Below are 17,654 nucleotides of genomic sequence, written 5' to 3'. Positions count from 1 at the left end.
ATACATGGCTTTAAATAAGAGCGAAATTGCCAAAAAAGAAGAGGAAACCCTAAAATTCTGGCAGGAAAATCAGATTTTTGAGAAAAGCCTTTCCAAAGAGTCGCCGAAAGGCAATTTTGTTTTTTATGACGGTCCTCCTTTTGCCACCGGCTTGCCTCACTTCGGCCATGTTTTGCCCAACACTATAAAAGATGTCATTCCGCGTTACAAAACTATGCAAGGATATCACGTGGAGCGAAAATGGGGCTGGGATTGTCACGGCTTGCCAATTGAAAATCTGATTGAGAAAGAATTGGGACTGAACAACAAACGTGACATTGAGCAGTACGGTATTGAAAAATTCAATGCGGCCGCCAAAAAGAGTGTCTTGCGTTATGCCGACGAATGGAAGAAGATCATCCCACGCATCGCTCGTTGGGTAGACATGGAAAATGATTATCGAACGATGGATCCGACTTACACCGAAAGTGTTTGGTGGTCTTTCAAAGAGCTCGACAAAAAAGGACGCATTTACCAGAGCTTTCTGGTGATGCAATACTGTCCGCGCTGCGGCACTCCACTTTCAAACTTTGAAGTCAATCAGGGTTATAAAGATATCACGGACATTTCCGTCTACGCTAAGTTCGAATTGATTAATAAACCGGATGTTTTTGTCTTGGCCTGGACCACTACACCGTGGACCTTGCCCGGAAATGTAGCTCTCGCCATCAATCCAAAAATTGAATATGTCCAGGTGGAAAGTGAAGGAATTTCTTATATTGTGGCCAAAGATCGACTGGCCGGCGTTTTTAAAGATAAACCTTACGATATCGAAAAAAATGTCAGCTCTAACGAATTAATCGGTCAGCCTTACAAACCTCTTTTTGATTATTATCAAAATGTTCCGTTAAAAGATGTTCAGGGGAATGCGAATGCCGAAAAACGCGGCTGGAAAATTTATGCCGCCGACTTTGTTACTACCGAAGAAGGAACAGGCATTGTGCATATGGCTCCGGCTTTTGGTGATGAGGATTTTCAATTGGCCAAAAAAGAAGGACTTCCGTTTATCCAGCACATTGATTCGAACGGCCGATTTAAGGCAGAAGTAGAAGATTTTGCTAATGAATTAGCTAAACCAAAAGATGATCACCAAAAAGCTGATATAGAAATTATTAAATATCTGGCTCATCACAACCTTCTCTATGCCAAAGAGAAGATTGTTCACTCATATCCGCACTGCTGGCGCTGTGAGACGCCGCTATTAAATTACGCCACTTCCTCATGGTTTGTTCGGGTAACGGACTTTAAAGACAAGTTAGTCGCCGAAAACCAGAAAATAAACTGGGTGCCTAAAAATATTGGCGAAAATCGCTTTGGTAACTGGCTCGAAGGAGCCCGTGACTGGGCTATTTCCCGTTCCCGTTATTGGGGTGCCCCAATTCCGGTCTGGAAATGCGAAAAATGTGAAAAGCGGGAAGTTTTGGGATCTCTCGCCGATATCCAAGCCAAAACGCGACGAAATAATTATTTTTTGATGCGGCACGGGCAGTCTGAGGCCAACACTAAAAACTTAGTTAGTTCTGTTTATTCCAACGAGGATCATTTAACCAAGTTAGGGAAAGAACAAGTAGAAAATGCCGCTAAAACCTTAAAACATCAAAAAGTGGATCTATTGGCTGTCTCAGATTTTTTCCGAACAACGGAGACAAAGGACATTGTCAATAAAGTACTTAATCTCCCAGAAGATAAAATTATTGTTGATAAACGCCTTAGGGAATTAGATGCGGGTGAGTATGAGGGTAAAAGCTGGAAAGAATATCATGAGCAGTTTGCTTCTCGGGAAGATCGATTTATCAAAAAACCCAAAAGTGGAGAAAATTGGTCAGATGTAAAAAACAGAGTCATGGAATTTCTCTATGAGATTGATAAAAAATACAAAGGGAAAAATATTTTTATCATTTCCCACAATTTACCGATAGAATTAATGATGATGGGGGCAGATGGGGTTTTTAATCAAGACATAACAAGTTGGCGGAAACAGTTTGAAAATAAATGGATGCTCACAAACGCCGAAATTAGGAATTTTGATTTTGCTGAAATCCCACATAATGAAAAATATCAGCTGGACTTTCATCGACCATTTATCGATGAGGTGACTTGGAAATGTGATTGCGGTGACGAATTCAGGCGAGTGCCGGAAGTTTTTGACGTTTGGTATGAGTCGGGATCGATGCCATACGGCAAACTCCATTTTCCCTATGATCCTGCGTCTGTTAAAAAAAGCTTTTTTGGTAAAGCAAAACCGACCATATTCCCAGCTAATTTTATCGCCGAAGGGCTGGATCAGACCCGCGGCTGGTTTTACGCGCTTCTAGTTTTGAATTATGAATTGTTCGATCAGTCGCCTTATAAAAATGTGGTAGTAAACGGCTTAATTTTAGCTGAAGATGGCCGCAAGATGTCCAAAAGCCTGCAAAATTATCCAGATCTTGAGCCTACCATCGACAAATTCAGCGCAGATGCCTTGCGTTATTTCCTGATTTCTTCTCCGGCAGTGCGGGCTGAAGAAGTGGCCTTTTCCGAAAAAGGGCTGGATGAAGTGACTAAAAAAGTATTAAATCGACTGCTTAATGTTGTCAGTTTCTACGAATTGTATAAAAACGGAAAATTCGAAGTCCAAAATTCGAAATCTGAAAATATTCTAGACCAATGGATTATTGCTCGACTAAATGAGTTAAATAATGAAATCACAAGGAATCTGGATAAATACGAATTGGACAAAGCCGCTCGACCGATTGCCAATTTCATTGACGATCTTTCAACATGGTATTTACGGCGCTCCCGCGAACGATTCAAGAGTGAAGACGAAGATGACAAACAGGCGGCTCTCTCCACCATTCATTTCGTTCTGCTGCAATTTTCAAAATTAGTGGCGCCATTTATGCCATTTCTAGCCGAAGATATTTATCAAAAAGTGAAAGGCGAAGATGGCAAAGAAAGTGTACATTTGGAAAATTGGCCTAATCCTTCAGCTTCAAGCTCTAAAAATCTGCTTCAAGATATGGAAGAAACTAGAAGAATTGTCTCCTTTGGCTTGGAAGCGCGAGCTAAAGGGAATATTAAAGTCCGACAGCCTCTTCAACGGTTGGTAATTAAATTTAAAGGTTTAGGTGAAGATTTTTTGGAATTAATTAAAGATGAATTGAACATCAAAGAGGTGCATATTGACAAACATCTTGACAGTGAAGTTCATCTGGATACCAACATTACCTCTGAATTAAAAGAAGAAGGACAGGTACGTGAACTTATGAGAGCCATTCAAGATTTGAGAAAAGAAGAAGGACTACAGGTAGGAGAAAAGGCTGGGCTTGTAATTTCAGCAAGCCCAGCTGGCGAGGCTCTAATTAAAAAATTCCAGACCGAAATTTCCCACGCCACCGGTTTAAAGGAGATTAAGTTTGAAGATGGCGAGGGAAAAGAAATTCAAATTGAAGATATGGCCGTAAGATTGAAAATCATGAAATGAAAAGAGTAATTATTATCCATGGCTGGGGAGCTGATTCGAAATCTGATTGGTTTCCGTGGCTGAAAAAAGAATTAGAAGTTCGAGGTTTTGAAGTACAGGTTCCGGATATGCCAGAGACAGAAACCCCTCAAATTGATAAGTGGGTTTCTCAGCTTGAAAAGATCATCGGTAAAACTGATAAAAACACCTATTTAATTGGCCATAGCATTGGTACGCAAACCGCTCTTCGTTATTTGGCTAGACCCGGAAACGCTATGGGGGGCACTATATTAGTAGCCCCATGGTTTACATTGATGAACCTAGAAGGGGAAGACGAGATAGCTGAACCGTGGTTCAAGACACCAATTGATTTTGCAATGATAAAAAAACGCTCTTCTAGAATAGTCACAATCTTTTCGGATAATGATCCGGTGGTGCCATTTGAAGAAAATACTCAACTATTTAAGGAACGATTGAATCCAGAAATAATTATTATTAAAAACGCCGGACACATAAATGGGGAAGATGGTTTTAATGAACTACCAATTGTTTTAGAGAAATTATTGGAGATATCAAAATAATGTCCCATCACATCTATCAAACAGACGGATTTATTTTGGGGAGTTCAAATAGCGGGGAAGCTAATCGCTACTTCAATATTTTGACTCGAGATCTTGGAAAGATTGACGCCACGGCGCAGGGCGTGCGCCTGATTGAATCAAAATTGCGATATTCTTTGCAGGATTATTCGTTAAGTCATTTGTCACTGGTGCGAGGGAAGGATGTTTGGCGGATTACCAGCGCTTCGAAACTCAATAATTTGTATGAAGAGTTGGGGCGCGAGCAGTTTAATGTTTTTGCTCGCGTCTTTAGTCTGCTTCGCCGATTACTAGCCGGCGAAGAGAAAAATGAAGAACTTTTTCAGATTTTGAGAGCGGCCACGCTCTTTGCTGGCAAAGAGCGTGGCCGCTTTCTCTCTAACGAACTGCTCTCCAACTTCGAAGCTATTCTAGTCCTCCGCATTTTGAATTCCCTCGGTTATCTCGGCCAGAATTCTACCTTCGAACCATTCCTCCAGACCGAAATCTGGCATCAGGAATTGCTTGAGCAAATGGGGATTGTCAGTAAAGAGGCTATCTCCACTATTAATCTTTCACTGCGAGAATCTCAACTTTAATTGCTGAATTTCAAGCGTGTTATAATTTACGCATGCCAACGCCGGAAGAGCAGGATAAAATAAATGAACTGCGCAAAAGCCTTTATTCAAAGAGCCATCCGCCTCCATCGGAAGTTAAGCGCCGCAAGCTTCATCCAGGGGAGTTTGAGGTGAAAAAAGATTGGGAAAAGCCGCCAATTGATCAAGAGCCGATTCTTCTCGGGGCCGAATCCGACACTAATCAATACAGTTTTTTCTTTCGCGGTCTTTTAATCTTTGCCGTTATTTTCTTTGTCGCTTCCATCGCCGTGGCCGCCTACGTTTATTTCCGTGGCTCGAACGTCGTCTCTTCCAATAATATTAATATGGCCATTATCGCGCCTGTTTCTGTGGCTGCCGGCCAAGCTCTTTCTATTGATGTGGAAATTACAAACAAGAATAATATTCCGCTGCAATTGGCTGACCTCACCTTTGATTATCCAGACGGAACAAAAAGTGCCGCCGACTTTAATACTCCCTTAAAATCCGACCAACTTTCAATTGAAACTATTAATCCCGGCCAGTCTCTTAGGGAGACGGCCAAATCTGTTCTTTACGGTGAAGAAAACAGTCATCAAACTATTAAAGTGACTCTAACTTACCGCATCGCCGGTTCGAATGCTGTCTATTCCAAAGAAAGTGATTACAGTATTTTAATCGCTTCTGCGCCCGTCACCTTAACCATTGATTCTCTGAAAGAAATTAATTCAAACGAAGAGCTGACTCTTAATGCTCATCTTGTTTCAAATTCCGGTATAGATTTAAATAACTTAATTTTGAAAGTAGATTATCCATTTGGTTTTAGCTTTGAGAATGCTACTCCGACTCCTACCTTTCTGAAAAATGTCTGGAATCTCGGCACTCTTTCAAAAGGGGCAAGTCGCGATATTACTATTACGGGACGAATTACCGGCGAAGACGGCGATCAAAGAGTCTTCCATTTCTACACCGGTACTGCCTCAAGCTCGAGTCAAAGTAACATCAGCACCATTTTTATTAACACCTCTCAGACGGTAGCGATTAGCAAGCCATTTTTCCAAACGCCACTGACTTTTGATGGCGATCCGGCCACCATTCACGTTATTCAAAGCGGGCAACTTGTTCACGGAGCCATTAATTGGAAAAATAATCTGAATACTTCCATTACCAATGCGTCCATCTCGGTTAAATTAAACGGACCAATTCTGGACAAAACATCTGTGGATGCGGGCGGAGGTTTTTATCGATCGGCCGACAATACTCTGACTTGGGATCAGACCAACACTCCGGATTTGGCCAATATTGGCCCGGGAGCTAAAGGAGGAGTCTACTTCACTTTTCAAACTGTTCCAACTAATTATCAAACCATGAGCTCCTTCCGTAATCCAATTATTACATTTAATGAGAGTGTCACTGGCCAACGTCTTTCGGAATCAAATGTTCCGCAATCCATTAACACTAGCGGCTCAACCACTCTGAAAGTAGCTTCTAATTTACTGCTGACATCTTCAGCTGTCTATTCAGTTGGACCGTTCCAGAACAGCGGCCCACTTCCGCCAAAAGCCGAAGTACCGACTACCTATACTATTAACTGGGCTTTGACTAATTCTTTTAATCGAGCGGATAACGTGACAGTCACAGCTACATTGCCAAGTTATGTTAGCTGGCTCGGGAAGATTAGCCCTACTAATGAAGACGTCACATTTAATCCTGTTAACAAACAAATTACTTGGAAAGTTGGAAATCTGGATGCCGGCACCGGTTTTGTGAATTCGCCACGACGCCTTTCTTTCCAGATTTCGCTTTTGCCGAGCGTCAGCCAGTTTGGCAGCTCTCCCAACTTAATCAATGAAGCGACGGTTAAAGGTACCGATGACTTTACCAATACGATTTTGACAAATACTAATAAAGAATTGACTACTCGCTTAAGCACCGATCCGGCCTTTCATTCGGGAGATGATCAGGTGGTGAAATAAATGGGGCAAAAAGAGAAAGGGGCGCGCCTGCAGCGCGCCCCTTTAATTCATTGTATACTTTAGATAATGAAGAAGGAAAATTCCGAGAATCTGATGGAAAAAATCGTCTCGTTTTCTAAACGACGTGGTTTTGTTTTCCCCGGCTCTGAAATTTATGGAGGCTTGGCCGGTACTTACGATTACGGTCCACTCGGGCTGGCCCTCAAAAACAACATCAAAAAAGATTGGTGGAAAACTTTTGTGGAGAATCGCGAAGATATTTTTGGCATTGAAACCGCTATTCTTATGAATCAGAAAGTCTGGGAAGCCAGCGGTCATGTCAGCGGGTTCTCCGATCCGTTGGTTGAATGTCGAAAATGCAAGAGGCGTTTTCGGGCCGATCAAATCGAAAACGCCTCAATCTGTCCAGAATGTGGTGGAACTCTTGGCGAAGCCAAGCAATTTAACATGATGTTTAAGACGCAGGTCGGCGCCTCGGAAGAGGCGACGGCCGTTTCCTATTTGAGACCGGAAACGGCTCAAGGAATGTTCGTTAATTTCAAGAATATTATTGACGCTTATCATCCAAAGCTGCCATTTGGGCTGGCTCAAATCGGTCGAGCTTTTCGAAACGAGATTGCTCCCCGTGATTTTCTTTTCCGGACTCGAGAATTTGAACAGATGGAAATCGAATACTTTGTGAAAGAAGGGGAGTGGAAAAAATCTTTTGAAGATCTTAAAGATGAAATCATCGACTGGCTTTCGAAAATTGGTTTAAAAAGTGGAGTAAGTGAATTGGAGGTTCCTGAAGAAGAAAGAGCTCATTATTCCAAACGCACTATCGATTTTGAATTTGAATATCCGTTTGGTCGCAAAGAATTATGCGGCCTTGCTTACCGGACTGATTTTGATTTAAAAGCTCATGCCGAAGCCAGTAAGACTGATTTCTCTTATTTAGATGAGGAAACTAAAGAAAAATTTATTCCACACTGTATTGAGCCGTCATTTGGAGTAGATCGACTAGTGCTGGCTATCTTAACGAATGCTTACACGGAAGATGAATTGGGCGGCGAAAAACGCGCTTTTTTGCGCTTTTCACCCGCTATCGCTCCGATTAAAGCAGCCGTCTTTCCACTTCTCAAAAACAAGCCGGAGTTGGTAAAAAAAGCTCAGGAAGTTTATCAAATGCTGAAGAAAGAAATTGCCGATGCTGCCTTCGACGACAACGGCAACATCGGCAAACGTTACCGCCGCCAAGATGAAATCGGCACACCATTTTGTATTACTATCGATTTTCAAACTTTGGAAGACGATACCGTCACCTTACGCGATCGCGATAGCGGGGAACAGAGACGCTTAGAGATTAATGGACTACTTGCTATTTTCAAAGATTTGTGATATAATTCACTATAGGGGGGTGGAATAACTCCACTTCAAAAACATCAACAAAGGAGAGGTAATGAAAAGTCCGCTAAAAAGAGCAGACCAGGTAATCCGACCGTGTCCTAACGGAGTGGTTGGTCCATTAATCCGAAACTGTCGTGTCCGTAGAAACTGGGCAGACCAACATTCAGGAAAGTATGACAACATCATCGCATTCTACAATTGCGGTCGAAGTCTGTACTACGATCCAAGGTTTCAGAAGCCTAACAGCTTTTATGATCAGCCTTGGCACTGGATAAAGTTTCTGGATCATCAGAAGGAAAGTCAAATTCTGACGAGCTATGCCTTGTTTGCCGGATTCCTTCGTCATCAGGTTCGCTTTCAGCATCTTGGTCACGACGAAGAAACCCGAACTGCCTGTATCATGATTGGTTCGAGATGGAACGGAAGAGAATATGTCCTCGACAGGAAGCTAGTTATCCCAAAACTATGCATTCTGTACGTTGTGATTCATCTGGGTCATTATCGAAGCAGTCTGCTGGAATTCCAGCCATTACCAATGCGGCTGATGTCACGGGAAGAGAAAGTTGCAGCTTATCCCGAACAGCGCATCGTCGCGGTAAAGTAGTTAGTTCTTTGCAACCTCATAAGATTGTCTAAATATTTTGAATAGACATTCTTATTTAAGATTTCATGTTTTCATGATTCAAACATTTTGAAAACCGCCCAAATCTATATTATTAGAAGGGCGGTTTTTCTTTCTAGACTTTTTCTCTTTATTCCCGTATTCTAATTTCCTATGAAATTCCATCGAAAAGTTCTCAAAAATGGTATGCGAGTGATTACAGTGCCGATGAAAGACACTGAAAACGTGACAGTGATGGTTTTGGTGGAGGCTGGCTCGGAATACGAAAATAAAAAGAATAATGGTATTTCTCATTTTCTGGAGCATATGTGTTTCAAAGGTACTCTCAAGCGCCCGACCGCTAAGATTATTTCTCATGAACTTGATAGCATCGGGGCCGAGAGCAACGCTTTTACCGGCAGCGAATACACTGGCTACTACGCCAAAGCTCATCAGAGTCATTTATCCAAATTAGTGGAAATAGTTTCGGATGTTTATTTAAATTCCACTTTCCCCGAAAAAGAGATTGAGAAAGAGAAAGGAGTAGTAGTTGAAGAAATTAATATGTATGAGGAAATGCCACAGCACAAGACGGAGCGGCTTCTCTACGAATTACTTTATCCGGATCAGCCGGCCGGTTTTGAAATAGCCGGCACTCGGGAAAATGTTCGAAAATTCAGTCGCCAGGACTTGATTTCATACCGAAAGGATCACTATGTCTCCAAAGCCACCGTTTTGGTGATAGCCGGCCGAGTTGATAATAAAATTCTGCCCACGGTAGAAGAGGCTTTTTCGGCCATTTCTAAGGGTCTTAAAAAAGGAAAAAAGAAAACTACTGTTTCTCAGCGCCGCCCTCAACTGAAAGTACATCATACAAAAGGTGATCAAACTCACATCCGTCTGGCTTTTAGAAGCTTTAATCGATTTGATAAAAGATGGTCAAAAGCCCTGATACTCGGATCTGTTTTGGGTGGGGGAATGAGCTCGCGTCTTTTTCAAAAAATGCGGGAGGACTTAGGCCTCTGCTATTACATTTCAGCCGGCAATCGTTTTTCCATTGATCATGGCACTTTCGTTATCTCCTGCGGAGTAGCCAAGGGTCGGGAAAGGGAAGCGGTAGCTGCAATCTTGGAAGAAATTAAAAAAATTAGAATTGACCCACTTGATGAGATTGAATTAAAAAAGGCCAAAGATTACAGAATTGGGCGAATGTTCCTCGGTCTTGAATCGTCAGATGATTTGGCCGATTACTTTGGATTTCAGGAAATTTACAAAGAAAAAATCATCACCCCGAAAAATTGGGCCAATATTGTTAAAAAAGTAACGGCCAAAGATATTCAGAAAGTAGCGCAGGAAATTTTTCAGAACAGCGGCATGAATTTAGTAATGGCCGGCCCGGTTAAAAATTCCAGACAATTTCTGCCTTTGTTAAAAGTGACCGGCGCCCGCTAAAACGGCGCCGGCCTCATTCCGACAAAAGCGATCGAGAACGCCTTTCCCCAAGAGGCTAAATCCTGATATGATTTATTTATGAAAGAAACTCCGAATATCACTATCAATATTACTTCCGGCACTATCATTAAGACCATCCTTTTTCTGGTACTGGCTTGGGTTCTTTTTCTTTTACGCGGATTAGTTTTAATTCTTCTGGTTGCCGTCACTATTGCCTCAGCTATCGAACCCGGTACCAGCTGGTTGGTCAAAAGAAAATTTCCTCGAGCCTTGGCTACTCTGACAGTTTACGCTTTGATTATTTTAGTTTTCATTTCCATTTTTTATTTTGTTATTCCGCCTTTACTTTCAGAAACCGCCAGCCTTCTTACCAACTTGCCGCAATATGTCAAAACTATTGATCTAATCAATCCTTTCCACAACGACGCCTTCGCCAACTTTACTTCGGCCTTACCCGGTCTTCCGCAAAGTATTTCCATTGACAGTATCATTAACACCATCACTTCTTCTTTCGCCGGCCTTTCTTCAGGGTTCTTTAGCACCATTTCCGGCATTTTCGGCGGAGTGGTCAGCTTCATTCTGATCGTGGTGCTCTCGTTTTATCTGGCAGTTAGAGAAGACGGCGTGGCCGATTTCCTCGGGATCGTCACCCCACCTTCACACGAGAAATATGTCATCAATCTTTGGCGGCGCGCTCGCACTAAAATTGGCCGTTGGATGCAGGGGCAGCTTCTTCTCGGTTTGATTGTGGCCATTTTGATTTTCCTCGGTTTGAACATTTTCGGCATTCAACATCCGCTGACGTTGGCTATTTTGGCCGGTGTCTTTGAGCTCATTCCGGTGGTGGGCATGACCATGGCGGGCATCCCGGCCTTTCTTTTAGGATATTTGCAGGGCGGCTGGACCCTAGCCTTCTTGATCGTCGGCCTTTATATCATTGTCCAGCAGTTTGAAGCTCATCTCATTTATCCGTTAGTAGTGCGGAAAATTGTTGGCATCCCGCCTCTTCTGGTCATCATTGCCTTGATTGCCGGAGGGGAGCTCGCGGGATTTTTTGGCATTATTCTCTCTATTCCAATTTCCGTGACCCTAATGGAATTTTTGGATGACCTTGAGCACAAGAGACATCCGAAATTGAAAGAGGAGTCTCTTAAGTAACGGAGTAAGTTCTCATGAAAAATTTCTACATTACCACCACGCTACCATACGTGAACGCGGAACCTCATATCGGCACGGCTTTGGAGTTTGTGCAGGCCGACGTTTTGGCTCGTTACCATGATTTGATTGGGGATAAAGTTTTTTTCACCACCGGCACCGATGAACACGGCCAGAAAATATATGATAAGGCGCGGGAGAATAAAGAAGATCCGCAAAAATATGTTGATCGATATGCCGCCAAGTTTAGAGAACTTCAACCGCTTCTAAATTTGTACCCTGATCTTCATTTCATTCGGACTACAGATCCGCATCACGAAAGCGCCGCGCAGGAGTTTTGGCGCCGCTGCAATAAGGCGGGCGACATCTATAAAAAGTTTTACAAGATCAAATATTGCGTTGGCTGTGAATTGGAAAAAACCGATTCAGAACTGGATGAAAATGGTCATTGCCTGCTTCACCCGAATCTGAAAATCGAAATTATCGAAGAGGAAAATTATTTTTTTCGCTTTTCCAAGTATCAAGAGCCGCTCTTAAAGCTTTACCGTGAAAATCCGGCTTTTGTCGTGCCGGATTTTCGCTTCAACGAAATCAAACGCTTTGTGGAAAGGGGATTGGAAGACTTCAGTATTTCCCGACTGGCTTCCAAAATGCCGTGGGGTATTCCAGTGCCGGACGATTCGGCACACGTAATGTATGTCTGGTTTGACGCCCTAATTAACTACATCTCAACCCTTGGCTGGCCAAAAATCGAAGGGGATTTTTCCGATTTTTGGCCCGGCCTCCAAATCGCCGGCAAAGACCAAATCCGTATGCAGGCGGCCATGTGGCAGGCGATGTTAATGTCGGCCGGTCTGCCGTCGTCCAAGCAGATCTTCATTCACGGTTTTATCAATATTGAAGGACAGAAAATCTCCAAAAGCTTGGGCAACGTTATTAACCCCGTCAGTCTGGTAAAAGAATACGGGGTTGACGCTCTTCGTTATTATTACTTGCGCGAAGTAAATCCTTTTGAAGACAGTGATTTTAGCTTGGAGAAATTCAAAACCGCTTATAACGCCAATTTAGCCAATGGCCTCGGCAATCTCGTCTCTCGTATTATGAAAATGGCCGAGACTTATTTATCAGAACCTTACGCAGATGCTTCTAACGCCGTCATTCCAAAAGAGTATTTTAACTATCTGAATAATTTTGAATTAAATAAGGCAATGAATGTTATCTGGACGGAAATATCATTTTTGGATGAATTTATTCAAAAGAAAGAGCCGTTTAAGCTTATTAAAACCGATAAGGAAAAAGCGCTGACTGATATAAAACTACTCCTAACCGGCTTATATCAAGCGGCAAAGATGTTGCATCCTACCCTCCCCGAAACCGCCGAAAAAATTATTGAATTGATTAAAATAAACAAATCTCCCGAAAAACCTCTCTTTATAAGGAAGGATTAAATAAAAACCCTTCATTTCGCTGAAGGGCTCACTGCAAACAGACGTTTATATCCGATGGGACTTTGGGCGTAAATTATGCCCGGCTTTTTATTGAATCTGCAATGAGGAATTTCTCTGATGCAGACTACTGAGTCCGTTATTCCAGGGGAGCTGAGGTAACTGGTTTCATCTAAGAGAATTCCGACATGAGTTGGCCATCTTCCATGACGACTGAAGAAGATTAAATCTCCTCTCTCGGCACATTCTTCATGTACTAAAATTCCCACAAGATCGAAAAGTTGCCTGGCAGTCAAAATGCTTGGGAGGAGGGGGAACCCCAGTTCTCTCAATAAGAAGATAATGTAACCAGAACAATGAAACCCTGCCGGACCATAACCTTTTCCTGGATTTTTTGCGGCTGATAAACAAGGGTAGCCTTCGTATTTCAAGGCCGTACTTACAAAAAGTTCACGATTCATCTGATGCTGACTTTAGCAGACAAGAAAGAATTTGTCAGGTAAACTGACCGATATGCCCGAATATATAGACATTCACGCTCATTTAAATTTTCCGGATTATGAAAGTGATCGCAAGGAAACCATCAAACGTGCCTTGGATGAAAATGTCTGGATAATAAACGTCGGAACGGATATTGAATCATCCAAGACCGCTTCAGAATTGGCGAATCAATATGAAAGTGGAGTCTATGCCATTGTCGGCCAGCATCCGACGGACAACGAAGAAGATTTCCACGATTCGGAATTCCGAACACTTTTGAAAAATGAAAAAGTGGTAGCGGTCGGCGAGTGCGGGCTGGATTATTTTCGTTCCGCTCCGGAATCAATTGAAAGACAAAAAGAAATTTTTATTAAACAAATTGAGCTGGCCAATGAAGTAGGGAAACCGTTAATGCTTCATATTCGAGGCGAAAAGGCTTACAAAGACGCTTACGAGATTTTAAAGTCGCACGCGAAAGTTGCCGCCGACCTACATTTTTTCGCCGGCGACTGGGAAATTGCCAAATCGTTTTTAGATTTAGGCTTCAGGCTTTCTTTTACTGGAGTTATTACTTTTGCCCGCGATTATGATGAAGTCATCAAGAAAGCGCCTCTTGATATGATTATGTCGGAGACCGATTGCCCGTTTGTGACGCCGATGCCATATCGCGGCAAACGCAACGAGCCGCTTTATGTCAAGGAGGTGGTCAAGAGTCTGGCGGAGATTCGCGGAGAAGACCCAGAAATGGTCAAAAAACAGCTAATTCAGAACGCATATCAGCTCTTCAAATTAGGCTAAATTTTTCTTAAAATCCCCATAAAGGGCCAGTTTGCAATAGATTATGCCCTATGATAATCTCTCTAGACTAATGGCCGAAGATACCCAAATTAAAGAACCTCAAATAATTGAGGAATCGGATCAGGACGAAGGCGAAGCTCGGATTTACGAGCTCGGCTTTCTACTTGTGCCAACCGTAGCTGCTGAAAATGTCGGCGCTGAATTCAGCAAAATAAAATCCTTGATCGAAGAGAAGGGAGGTAAACCTCTTTCCGAAGATTTTCCAAAGATGCGGCCCTTAGCGTATTCAATTTCTAAAACGGTAAAAGCGGTTAAACAAACTCATGATCGGGCTTACTTCAGCTGGATTAAATTTGAAGCCGATTCTGCCGTCGCCATCGAGCTTAAGAAGGCGGTTGAAAATATTGACTCCATTTTGCGCTTCATTATTCTAAAAACTATTCGAGAAAATATTCTTTACACCCCTCGACCTTCATATCTGCGTAGCGATCCGAATCGAGTAGCTCGTCGAAACAAGGAAGAGAAAGAAAAAGCCGAAAAACCAATTTCCGAAGCGGAACTAGATAAAACCATTGAAGAATTAGTGATTTAATATGTATTTAAACAAAGCCATCGTCTACGGAAACCTCACCCGCGATCCAGAATTGAAATCGCTGCCTTCCGGTATGCAGGTAACAACTTTCTCGCTGGCTACCAATCGCGTCTGGAAAAAGGACGGAGCTCGTCAGGAAAGTACAGATTATCACAATATCGTCGTTTTCGGACGACAGGCTGAAACCACCGCTCAATATCTAAAGAAGGGCAGCTCTGCTATGGTGGAAGGCCGGATGCAGACTCGCTCATGGGAAGGAGCAGATGGCAAAAAGAATTATCGAACGGAAATAATTGCTGAACGAGTACAATTCGGACCAAGAAGCGGCGGTGCCACAACTCCTTATTCCGGAAAATCAGCGGGCGGCGATGAGAGTCAGGCCCCCGCCAAAACCGATAATATGGATACCATCGATTATCCTGAAGAGGAAATTAATCCAGAGGATATACCGTTTTAGTTATAAACTTCATAAAGTTGTAAAAGTATGCAAGATAAAAATTTTAACGCCCAAAATATAAATTACTTTGATTACAAAGATACGGAACTTTTAAAAAAGTTCATCAATCCGCATGGCCGCATTCTTTCTCGACGAAGAAGTGGTATTAGCGCCAAAAACCAACGAAAATTAGCTAACGCCATTAAACGCGCTCGCTTTATGGGCCTAATGCCATTCGTGGCAAGATGACTTGAGAGAAGAGAAGAGAAGACCTAACTTACTCTTTCTCGATATTCCGCATTCTCTGTATTGATGCGGATAATGTCTCCTTGTTTTACAAACAATGGAACGTTAATAGTGGCGCCGGTCTCTAAAGTGACGGTTTTGCTGCCGCCTGTGGCGGTGTCTCCCTTAACTGCATCAAAGGCTTCGGTTACTTTTAGATCTACCGTAATCGGCACTTTTACTCCGATAATCTTGCCCCCGTCATCTTCGTTGTCTTCGTCGGTAAAGATAAGCGCATCTACGATTGAGTTTGGTTTCAAAAATCTGACTTGCGGTCCGAGCATTTCTTCTTCCAGTTTGAATCGCTTGGAAGGATCTTTCTCTTCGCAGAACCAGTATTCGCCTTTATTCGTATAAAGATATTTAATTTTACGGCTGGAAATATCCGCTTCTTCCGCTTTATCAGAAACATGGAATGAATGCTCCGTAACTCGTCCAGTTAACATATTCTTTAGCTTTGTGGCGTTGACCGGTTTTCTTTGCTGCTTGCGAAAGACATGAGAAGTAAGCACTTCCCATGGTTCATCATCCAAGATGATGTATTTTCGCTCAGTAATTTCGTTGTATTCGAGCATGGCCATAACAATAGTGCGTAGTTAAGTATTAAATAATGAGAATATAAAATCCGCTTTCGCGGATATTTTTAGCTTAGCAGAGGTCTTAAAATTTGTCTATCGGATATATAATTACAAGATGCATATTACTCTGGTCGAATTTATTGCTCTGGTGGTGAAATATAAATACCTGATTTTATTTCCAGTTTTTATTGTGGAAGGTCCGGTTTCTACCATTATTGCCAGTTATCTAGCCAGCTTGCCCTCCCACTATTTAGCCGTTTGGCCGATTGTCATTTTAGCCATGGCGGCCGATCTTTTGGGAGATTTTATTTACTATTCCATTGGTCGGTGGGGAAGAGAGAGTCGTCTTGTCCGAAAATTGAAATGGCTGGGCCTTACTCCCGAGCGATTGGGAAAAATAGATTCCCATTTTGAAAAACATGGTGGCAAGACTATCGCTATCGGCAAACTTAGTCACGGAGTCGGATGGCCGACCATGATTGGGGCCGGTGTAACCAGAATGCCGCTTTGGAAATTTTTTAGCATTAATACGGCGGTTAGTCTTTTAAAAACGGGTGCGTTGGTTTTTATCGGTTATTACTACGGTGAGAGTTATCAGCTTTTCGGTCAGTATATTCATTATGGGGGATTAATTTTCTCCGCTTTAGCTATTTTCGGAGTAATAATATTTTTTGTAATTAAGAACAGAAAGATGGCCGCCTAAAGGCGGCCATCTAAGAACTAAACTTCCTCCTTCAATTTCTTCCTAATCTCTTTCAGAATTTCCTCTGTCACTTTTTTATTTTCTTTTAGGAATTGGCGGGTGGCGTCATAGCCGCGGCCAAGTTTTACCTGCCCGTAAGCGTAAGAACTGCCGCTTTTATCAATCAAATTCATTTTCTCGCCGAGAGCAATGATTTCGCCCTCGCGGGAGATGCCCTCGTTGTACATTAAGTCAAATTCAGTCTGTTTAAACGGGGCCGCCACTTTATTCTTTACCACTTTCACCCGCACTCGCCCGCCCATCACTTCATCTCCTTTTTTAATCTGGGCAATACGACGAATATCTAAACGAACTGAAGTGTAAAATTTCAAAGCTTTACCGCCCGGAGTAGTTTCGGGATTGCCAAACATCACGCCGATCTGCATTCGAATCTGATTAATGAAGATGACGATAGTTTTACTTTTGGCCACGATGCTAGTGAGTTTTCGCAGAGCTTGCGACATCAGTCTCGCTTGTTTTCCAACATGATGTGCACCCATGTCTCCTTCAATTTCGTCCTTGGGAGTAAGAGCGGCCACCGAGTCAATGACAATGACATCCATTTTGCCCGAGCGTACCAAGCTTTCCACGATTTCAAGTGCTTGCTCTCCTGTGTCCGGCTGGGAAATTAAAAGTTCATCAATTTTCACTCCCAGCCGCTTAGCATACTCCGGATCCATGGCGTGTTCGGCATCTACGAAAGCACAAATACCCCCGCGTTTTTGAGCTTCTGCGACAACGTGAAGAGAAAGGGTAGTCTTACCCGAAGACTCTGGTCCGAAAATTTCAATAATACGGCCGCGCGGTAAGCCGCCGACTCCTAAGGCGGCGTCCAAACCAATTGACCCGGTTGGAATGGCATTTACATCCACTCTCGGTTTTTCTCCGAGCTTCATAATGGCTTCCTCACCGAATTTGGTCCGAATCTGTCGCAATGTATCTTCAATATTAACTCCGCCCACCGTCTTTTCCTCCTTCGGTTCCTTGTCCTTTTTCTTAAGTGCCATAGGTTTTAGTTATTTTGTCATTATTAAATAAAAATCATAAATTTTTCCTCAAATTTTTCTAAA

At 42.6% G+C, this 17,654-nt stretch carries 17 protein-coding genes; 14 read left to right on the top strand and 3 right to left on the bottom strand.

Annotated elements, in window-relative coordinates; translation table 11 throughout:
- Positions 1–4: 4 nt before the first annotated feature.
- The 9 genes from VFA52_02970 (at position 5) to metG (ending at position 12,676) form a co-directional block, all read left to right on the top strand.
- A complete protein-coding gene (locus VFA52_02970; GenBank protein HZS43155.1) occupies positions 5–3,505 on the top strand; it encodes a class I tRNA ligase family protein in 3,501 nt (1,166 codons plus the stop codon).
- A complete protein-coding gene (locus VFA52_02965; protein HZS43154.1) occupies positions 3,502–4,065 on the top strand; it encodes an alpha/beta fold hydrolase in 564 nt (187 codons plus the stop codon). Before VFA52_02970 ends, VFA52_02965 begins: the two co-directional genes overlap by 4 nt.
- Positions 4,065–4,661 (top strand): recombination protein O N-terminal domain-containing protein, encoded by a 597-nt coding sequence (locus VFA52_02960; GenBank protein HZS43153.1) that lies wholly within the window; start codon positions 4,065–4,067, stop codon positions 4,659–4,661. The genes VFA52_02965 and VFA52_02960 overlap by 1 nt, the downstream gene beginning before the upstream one ends.
- A gap of 32 nt (positions 4,662–4,693) precedes the next feature.
- Entirely contained in the window at positions 4,694–6,634 is a 1,941-nt protein-coding gene (locus VFA52_02955; GenBank protein ID HZS43152.1) for a hypothetical protein, read from the top strand.
- A 66-nt stretch (positions 6,635–6,700) separates the two neighbouring features.
- Entirely contained in the window at positions 6,701–8,011 is a 1,311-nt protein-coding gene (locus tag VFA52_02950; GenBank protein ID HZS43151.1) for a glycine--tRNA ligase, read from the top strand.
- Between the two features lie 61 nt (positions 8,012–8,072).
- Positions 8,073–8,624, top strand: a complete 552-nt coding sequence (locus VFA52_02945; GenBank protein ID HZS43150.1) for a hypothetical protein — start codon at positions 8,073–8,075, stop codon at positions 8,622–8,624.
- A gap of 171 nt (positions 8,625–8,795) precedes the next feature.
- The gene (locus tag VFA52_02940; protein HZS43149.1) at positions 8,796–10,073 is read left to right on the top strand and encodes a pitrilysin family protein; all 1,278 of its coding nucleotides are present in this window, start codon (positions 8,796–8,798) and stop codon (positions 10,071–10,073) included.
- Between the two features lie 78 nt (positions 10,074–10,151).
- Positions 10,152–11,231 (top strand): AI-2E family transporter, encoded by a 1,080-nt coding sequence (locus VFA52_02935; GenBank protein ID HZS43148.1) that lies wholly within the window; start codon positions 10,152–10,154, stop codon positions 11,229–11,231.
- Positions 11,232–11,245: 14 nt separating this feature from the next.
- Positions 11,246–12,676 (top strand): methionine--tRNA ligase, encoded by a 1,431-nt coding sequence (metG, locus tag VFA52_02930; GenBank protein ID HZS43147.1) that lies wholly within the window; start codon positions 11,246–11,248, stop codon positions 12,674–12,676.
- Positions 12,677–12,687: 11 nt separating this feature from the next.
- On the opposite strand, the gene VFA52_02925 is transcribed toward metG, so the two are convergent.
- Positions 12,688–13,134, bottom strand: coding sequence for an NlpC/P60 family protein (locus tag VFA52_02925; GenBank protein HZS43146.1), 447 nt, complete (start codon positions 13,132–13,134; stop codon positions 12,688–12,690).
- Between the two features lie 52 nt (positions 13,135–13,186).
- Between VFA52_02925 and VFA52_02920 the strand changes: the two genes are divergently transcribed.
- From VFA52_02920 to rpsR, 4 genes are all read left to right on the top strand, one after another.
- Positions 13,187–13,951: a TatD family hydrolase gene (locus VFA52_02920; GenBank protein ID HZS43145.1), complete on the top strand. Its 765-nt coding sequence runs from the start codon at positions 13,187–13,189 to the stop codon at positions 13,949–13,951.
- Positions 13,952–14,021: 70 nt separating this feature from the next.
- A complete protein-coding gene (gene rpsF / locus VFA52_02915) occupies positions 14,022–14,543 on the top strand; it encodes a 30S ribosomal protein S6 (GenBank protein ID HZS43144.1) in 522 nt (173 codons plus the stop codon).
- A 1-nt stretch (position 14,544) separates the two neighbouring features.
- Positions 14,545–15,000, top strand: a complete 456-nt coding sequence (locus tag VFA52_02910; GenBank protein ID HZS43143.1) for a single-stranded DNA-binding protein — start codon at positions 14,545–14,547, stop codon at positions 14,998–15,000.
- Positions 15,001–15,027: 27 nt separating this feature from the next.
- The gene (rpsR, locus tag VFA52_02905; protein HZS43142.1) at positions 15,028–15,228 is read left to right on the top strand and encodes a 30S ribosomal protein S18; all 201 of its coding nucleotides are present in this window, start codon (positions 15,028–15,030) and stop codon (positions 15,226–15,228) included.
- 23 nt (positions 15,229–15,251) lie between these two features.
- Here rpsR and VFA52_02900 read toward each other — a convergent pair whose 3' ends face one another.
- A complete protein-coding gene (locus VFA52_02900) occupies positions 15,252–15,845 on the bottom strand; it encodes a hypothetical protein (protein ID HZS43141.1) in 594 nt (197 codons plus the stop codon).
- A gap of 112 nt (positions 15,846–15,957) precedes the next feature.
- Here VFA52_02900 and VFA52_02895 point away from each other — a divergent pair, with 112 nt between their 5' ends.
- Positions 15,958–16,545: a DedA family protein gene (locus tag VFA52_02895; GenBank protein ID HZS43140.1), complete on the top strand. Its 588-nt coding sequence runs from the start codon at positions 15,958–15,960 to the stop codon at positions 16,543–16,545.
- A gap of 17 nt (positions 16,546–16,562) precedes the next feature.
- Here VFA52_02895 and recA read toward each other — a convergent pair whose 3' ends face one another.
- The gene (gene recA / locus VFA52_02890; GenBank protein HZS43139.1) at positions 16,563–17,591 is read right to left on the bottom strand and encodes a recombinase RecA; all 1,029 of its coding nucleotides are present in this window, start codon (positions 17,589–17,591) and stop codon (positions 16,563–16,565) included.
- Between the last annotated feature and the right edge of the window lie 63 nt (positions 17,592–17,654).

The sequence above is a fragment of the Candidatus Paceibacterota bacterium genome (assembly GCA_035652395.1).
Lineage (GTDB): Bacteria > Patescibacteriota > Minisyncoccia > Phycocordibacterales > CAJBRS01 > JADGRH01.
Note: the sequence above shows the minus strand (reverse complement) of the source record. Positions and strands in the feature narration are given on the sequence as shown.

Excerpts from the sequence above, each read along its gene's own strand:
- VFA52_02970 (HZS43155.1), top strand. The coding sequence starts at position 5 with ATGGCTTTAAATAAGAGCGAAATTGCCAAAAAAGAAGAGGAAACCCTA.
- VFA52_02925 (HZS43146.1), bottom strand. The coding sequence starts at position 13,134 with ATGAATCGTGAACTTTTTGTAAGTACGGCCTTGAAATACGAAGGCTAC.
- VFA52_02955 (HZS43152.1), top strand. The coding sequence starts at position 4,694 with ATGCCAACGCCGGAAGAGCAGGATAAAATAAATGAACTGCGCAAAAGC.
- VFA52_02945 (HZS43150.1), top strand. The coding sequence starts at position 8,073 with ATGAAAAGTCCGCTAAAAAGAGCAGACCAGGTAATCCGACCGTGTCCT.
- VFA52_02895 (HZS43140.1), top strand. The coding sequence starts at position 15,958 with ATGCATATTACTCTGGTCGAATTTATTGCTCTGGTGGTGAAATATAAA.
- VFA52_02965 (HZS43154.1), top strand. The coding sequence starts at position 3,502 with ATGAAAAGAGTAATTATTATCCATGGCTGGGGAGCTGATTCGAAATCT.
- recA (HZS43139.1), bottom strand. The coding sequence starts at position 17,591 with ATGGCACTTAAGAAAAAGGACAAGGAACCGAAGGAGGAAAAGACGGTG.
- metG (HZS43147.1), top strand. The coding sequence starts at position 11,246 with ATGAAAAATTTCTACATTACCACCACGCTACCATACGTGAACGCGGAA.
- VFA52_02935 (HZS43148.1), top strand. The coding sequence starts at position 10,152 with ATGAAAGAAACTCCGAATATCACTATCAATATTACTTCCGGCACTATC.
- VFA52_02940 (HZS43149.1), top strand. The coding sequence starts at position 8,796 with ATGAAATTCCATCGAAAAGTTCTCAAAAATGGTATGCGAGTGATTACA.
- VFA52_02900 (HZS43141.1), bottom strand. The coding sequence starts at position 15,845 with ATGGCCATGCTCGAATACAACGAAATTACTGAGCGAAAATACATCATC.
- VFA52_02950 (HZS43151.1), top strand. The coding sequence starts at position 6,701 with ATGAAGAAGGAAAATTCCGAGAATCTGATGGAAAAAATCGTCTCGTTT.
- rpsF (HZS43144.1), top strand. The coding sequence starts at position 14,022 with ATGGCCGAAGATACCCAAATTAAAGAACCTCAAATAATTGAGGAATCG.
- VFA52_02960 (HZS43153.1), top strand. The coding sequence starts at position 4,065 with ATGTCCCATCACATCTATCAAACAGACGGATTTATTTTGGGGAGTTCA.
- VFA52_02920 (HZS43145.1), top strand. The coding sequence starts at position 13,187 with ATGCCCGAATATATAGACATTCACGCTCATTTAAATTTTCCGGATTAT.
- rpsR (HZS43142.1), top strand. The coding sequence starts at position 15,028 with ATGCAAGATAAAAATTTTAACGCCCAAAATATAAATTACTTTGATTAC.
- VFA52_02910 (HZS43143.1), top strand. The coding sequence starts at position 14,545 with ATGTATTTAAACAAAGCCATCGTCTACGGAAACCTCACCCGCGATCCA.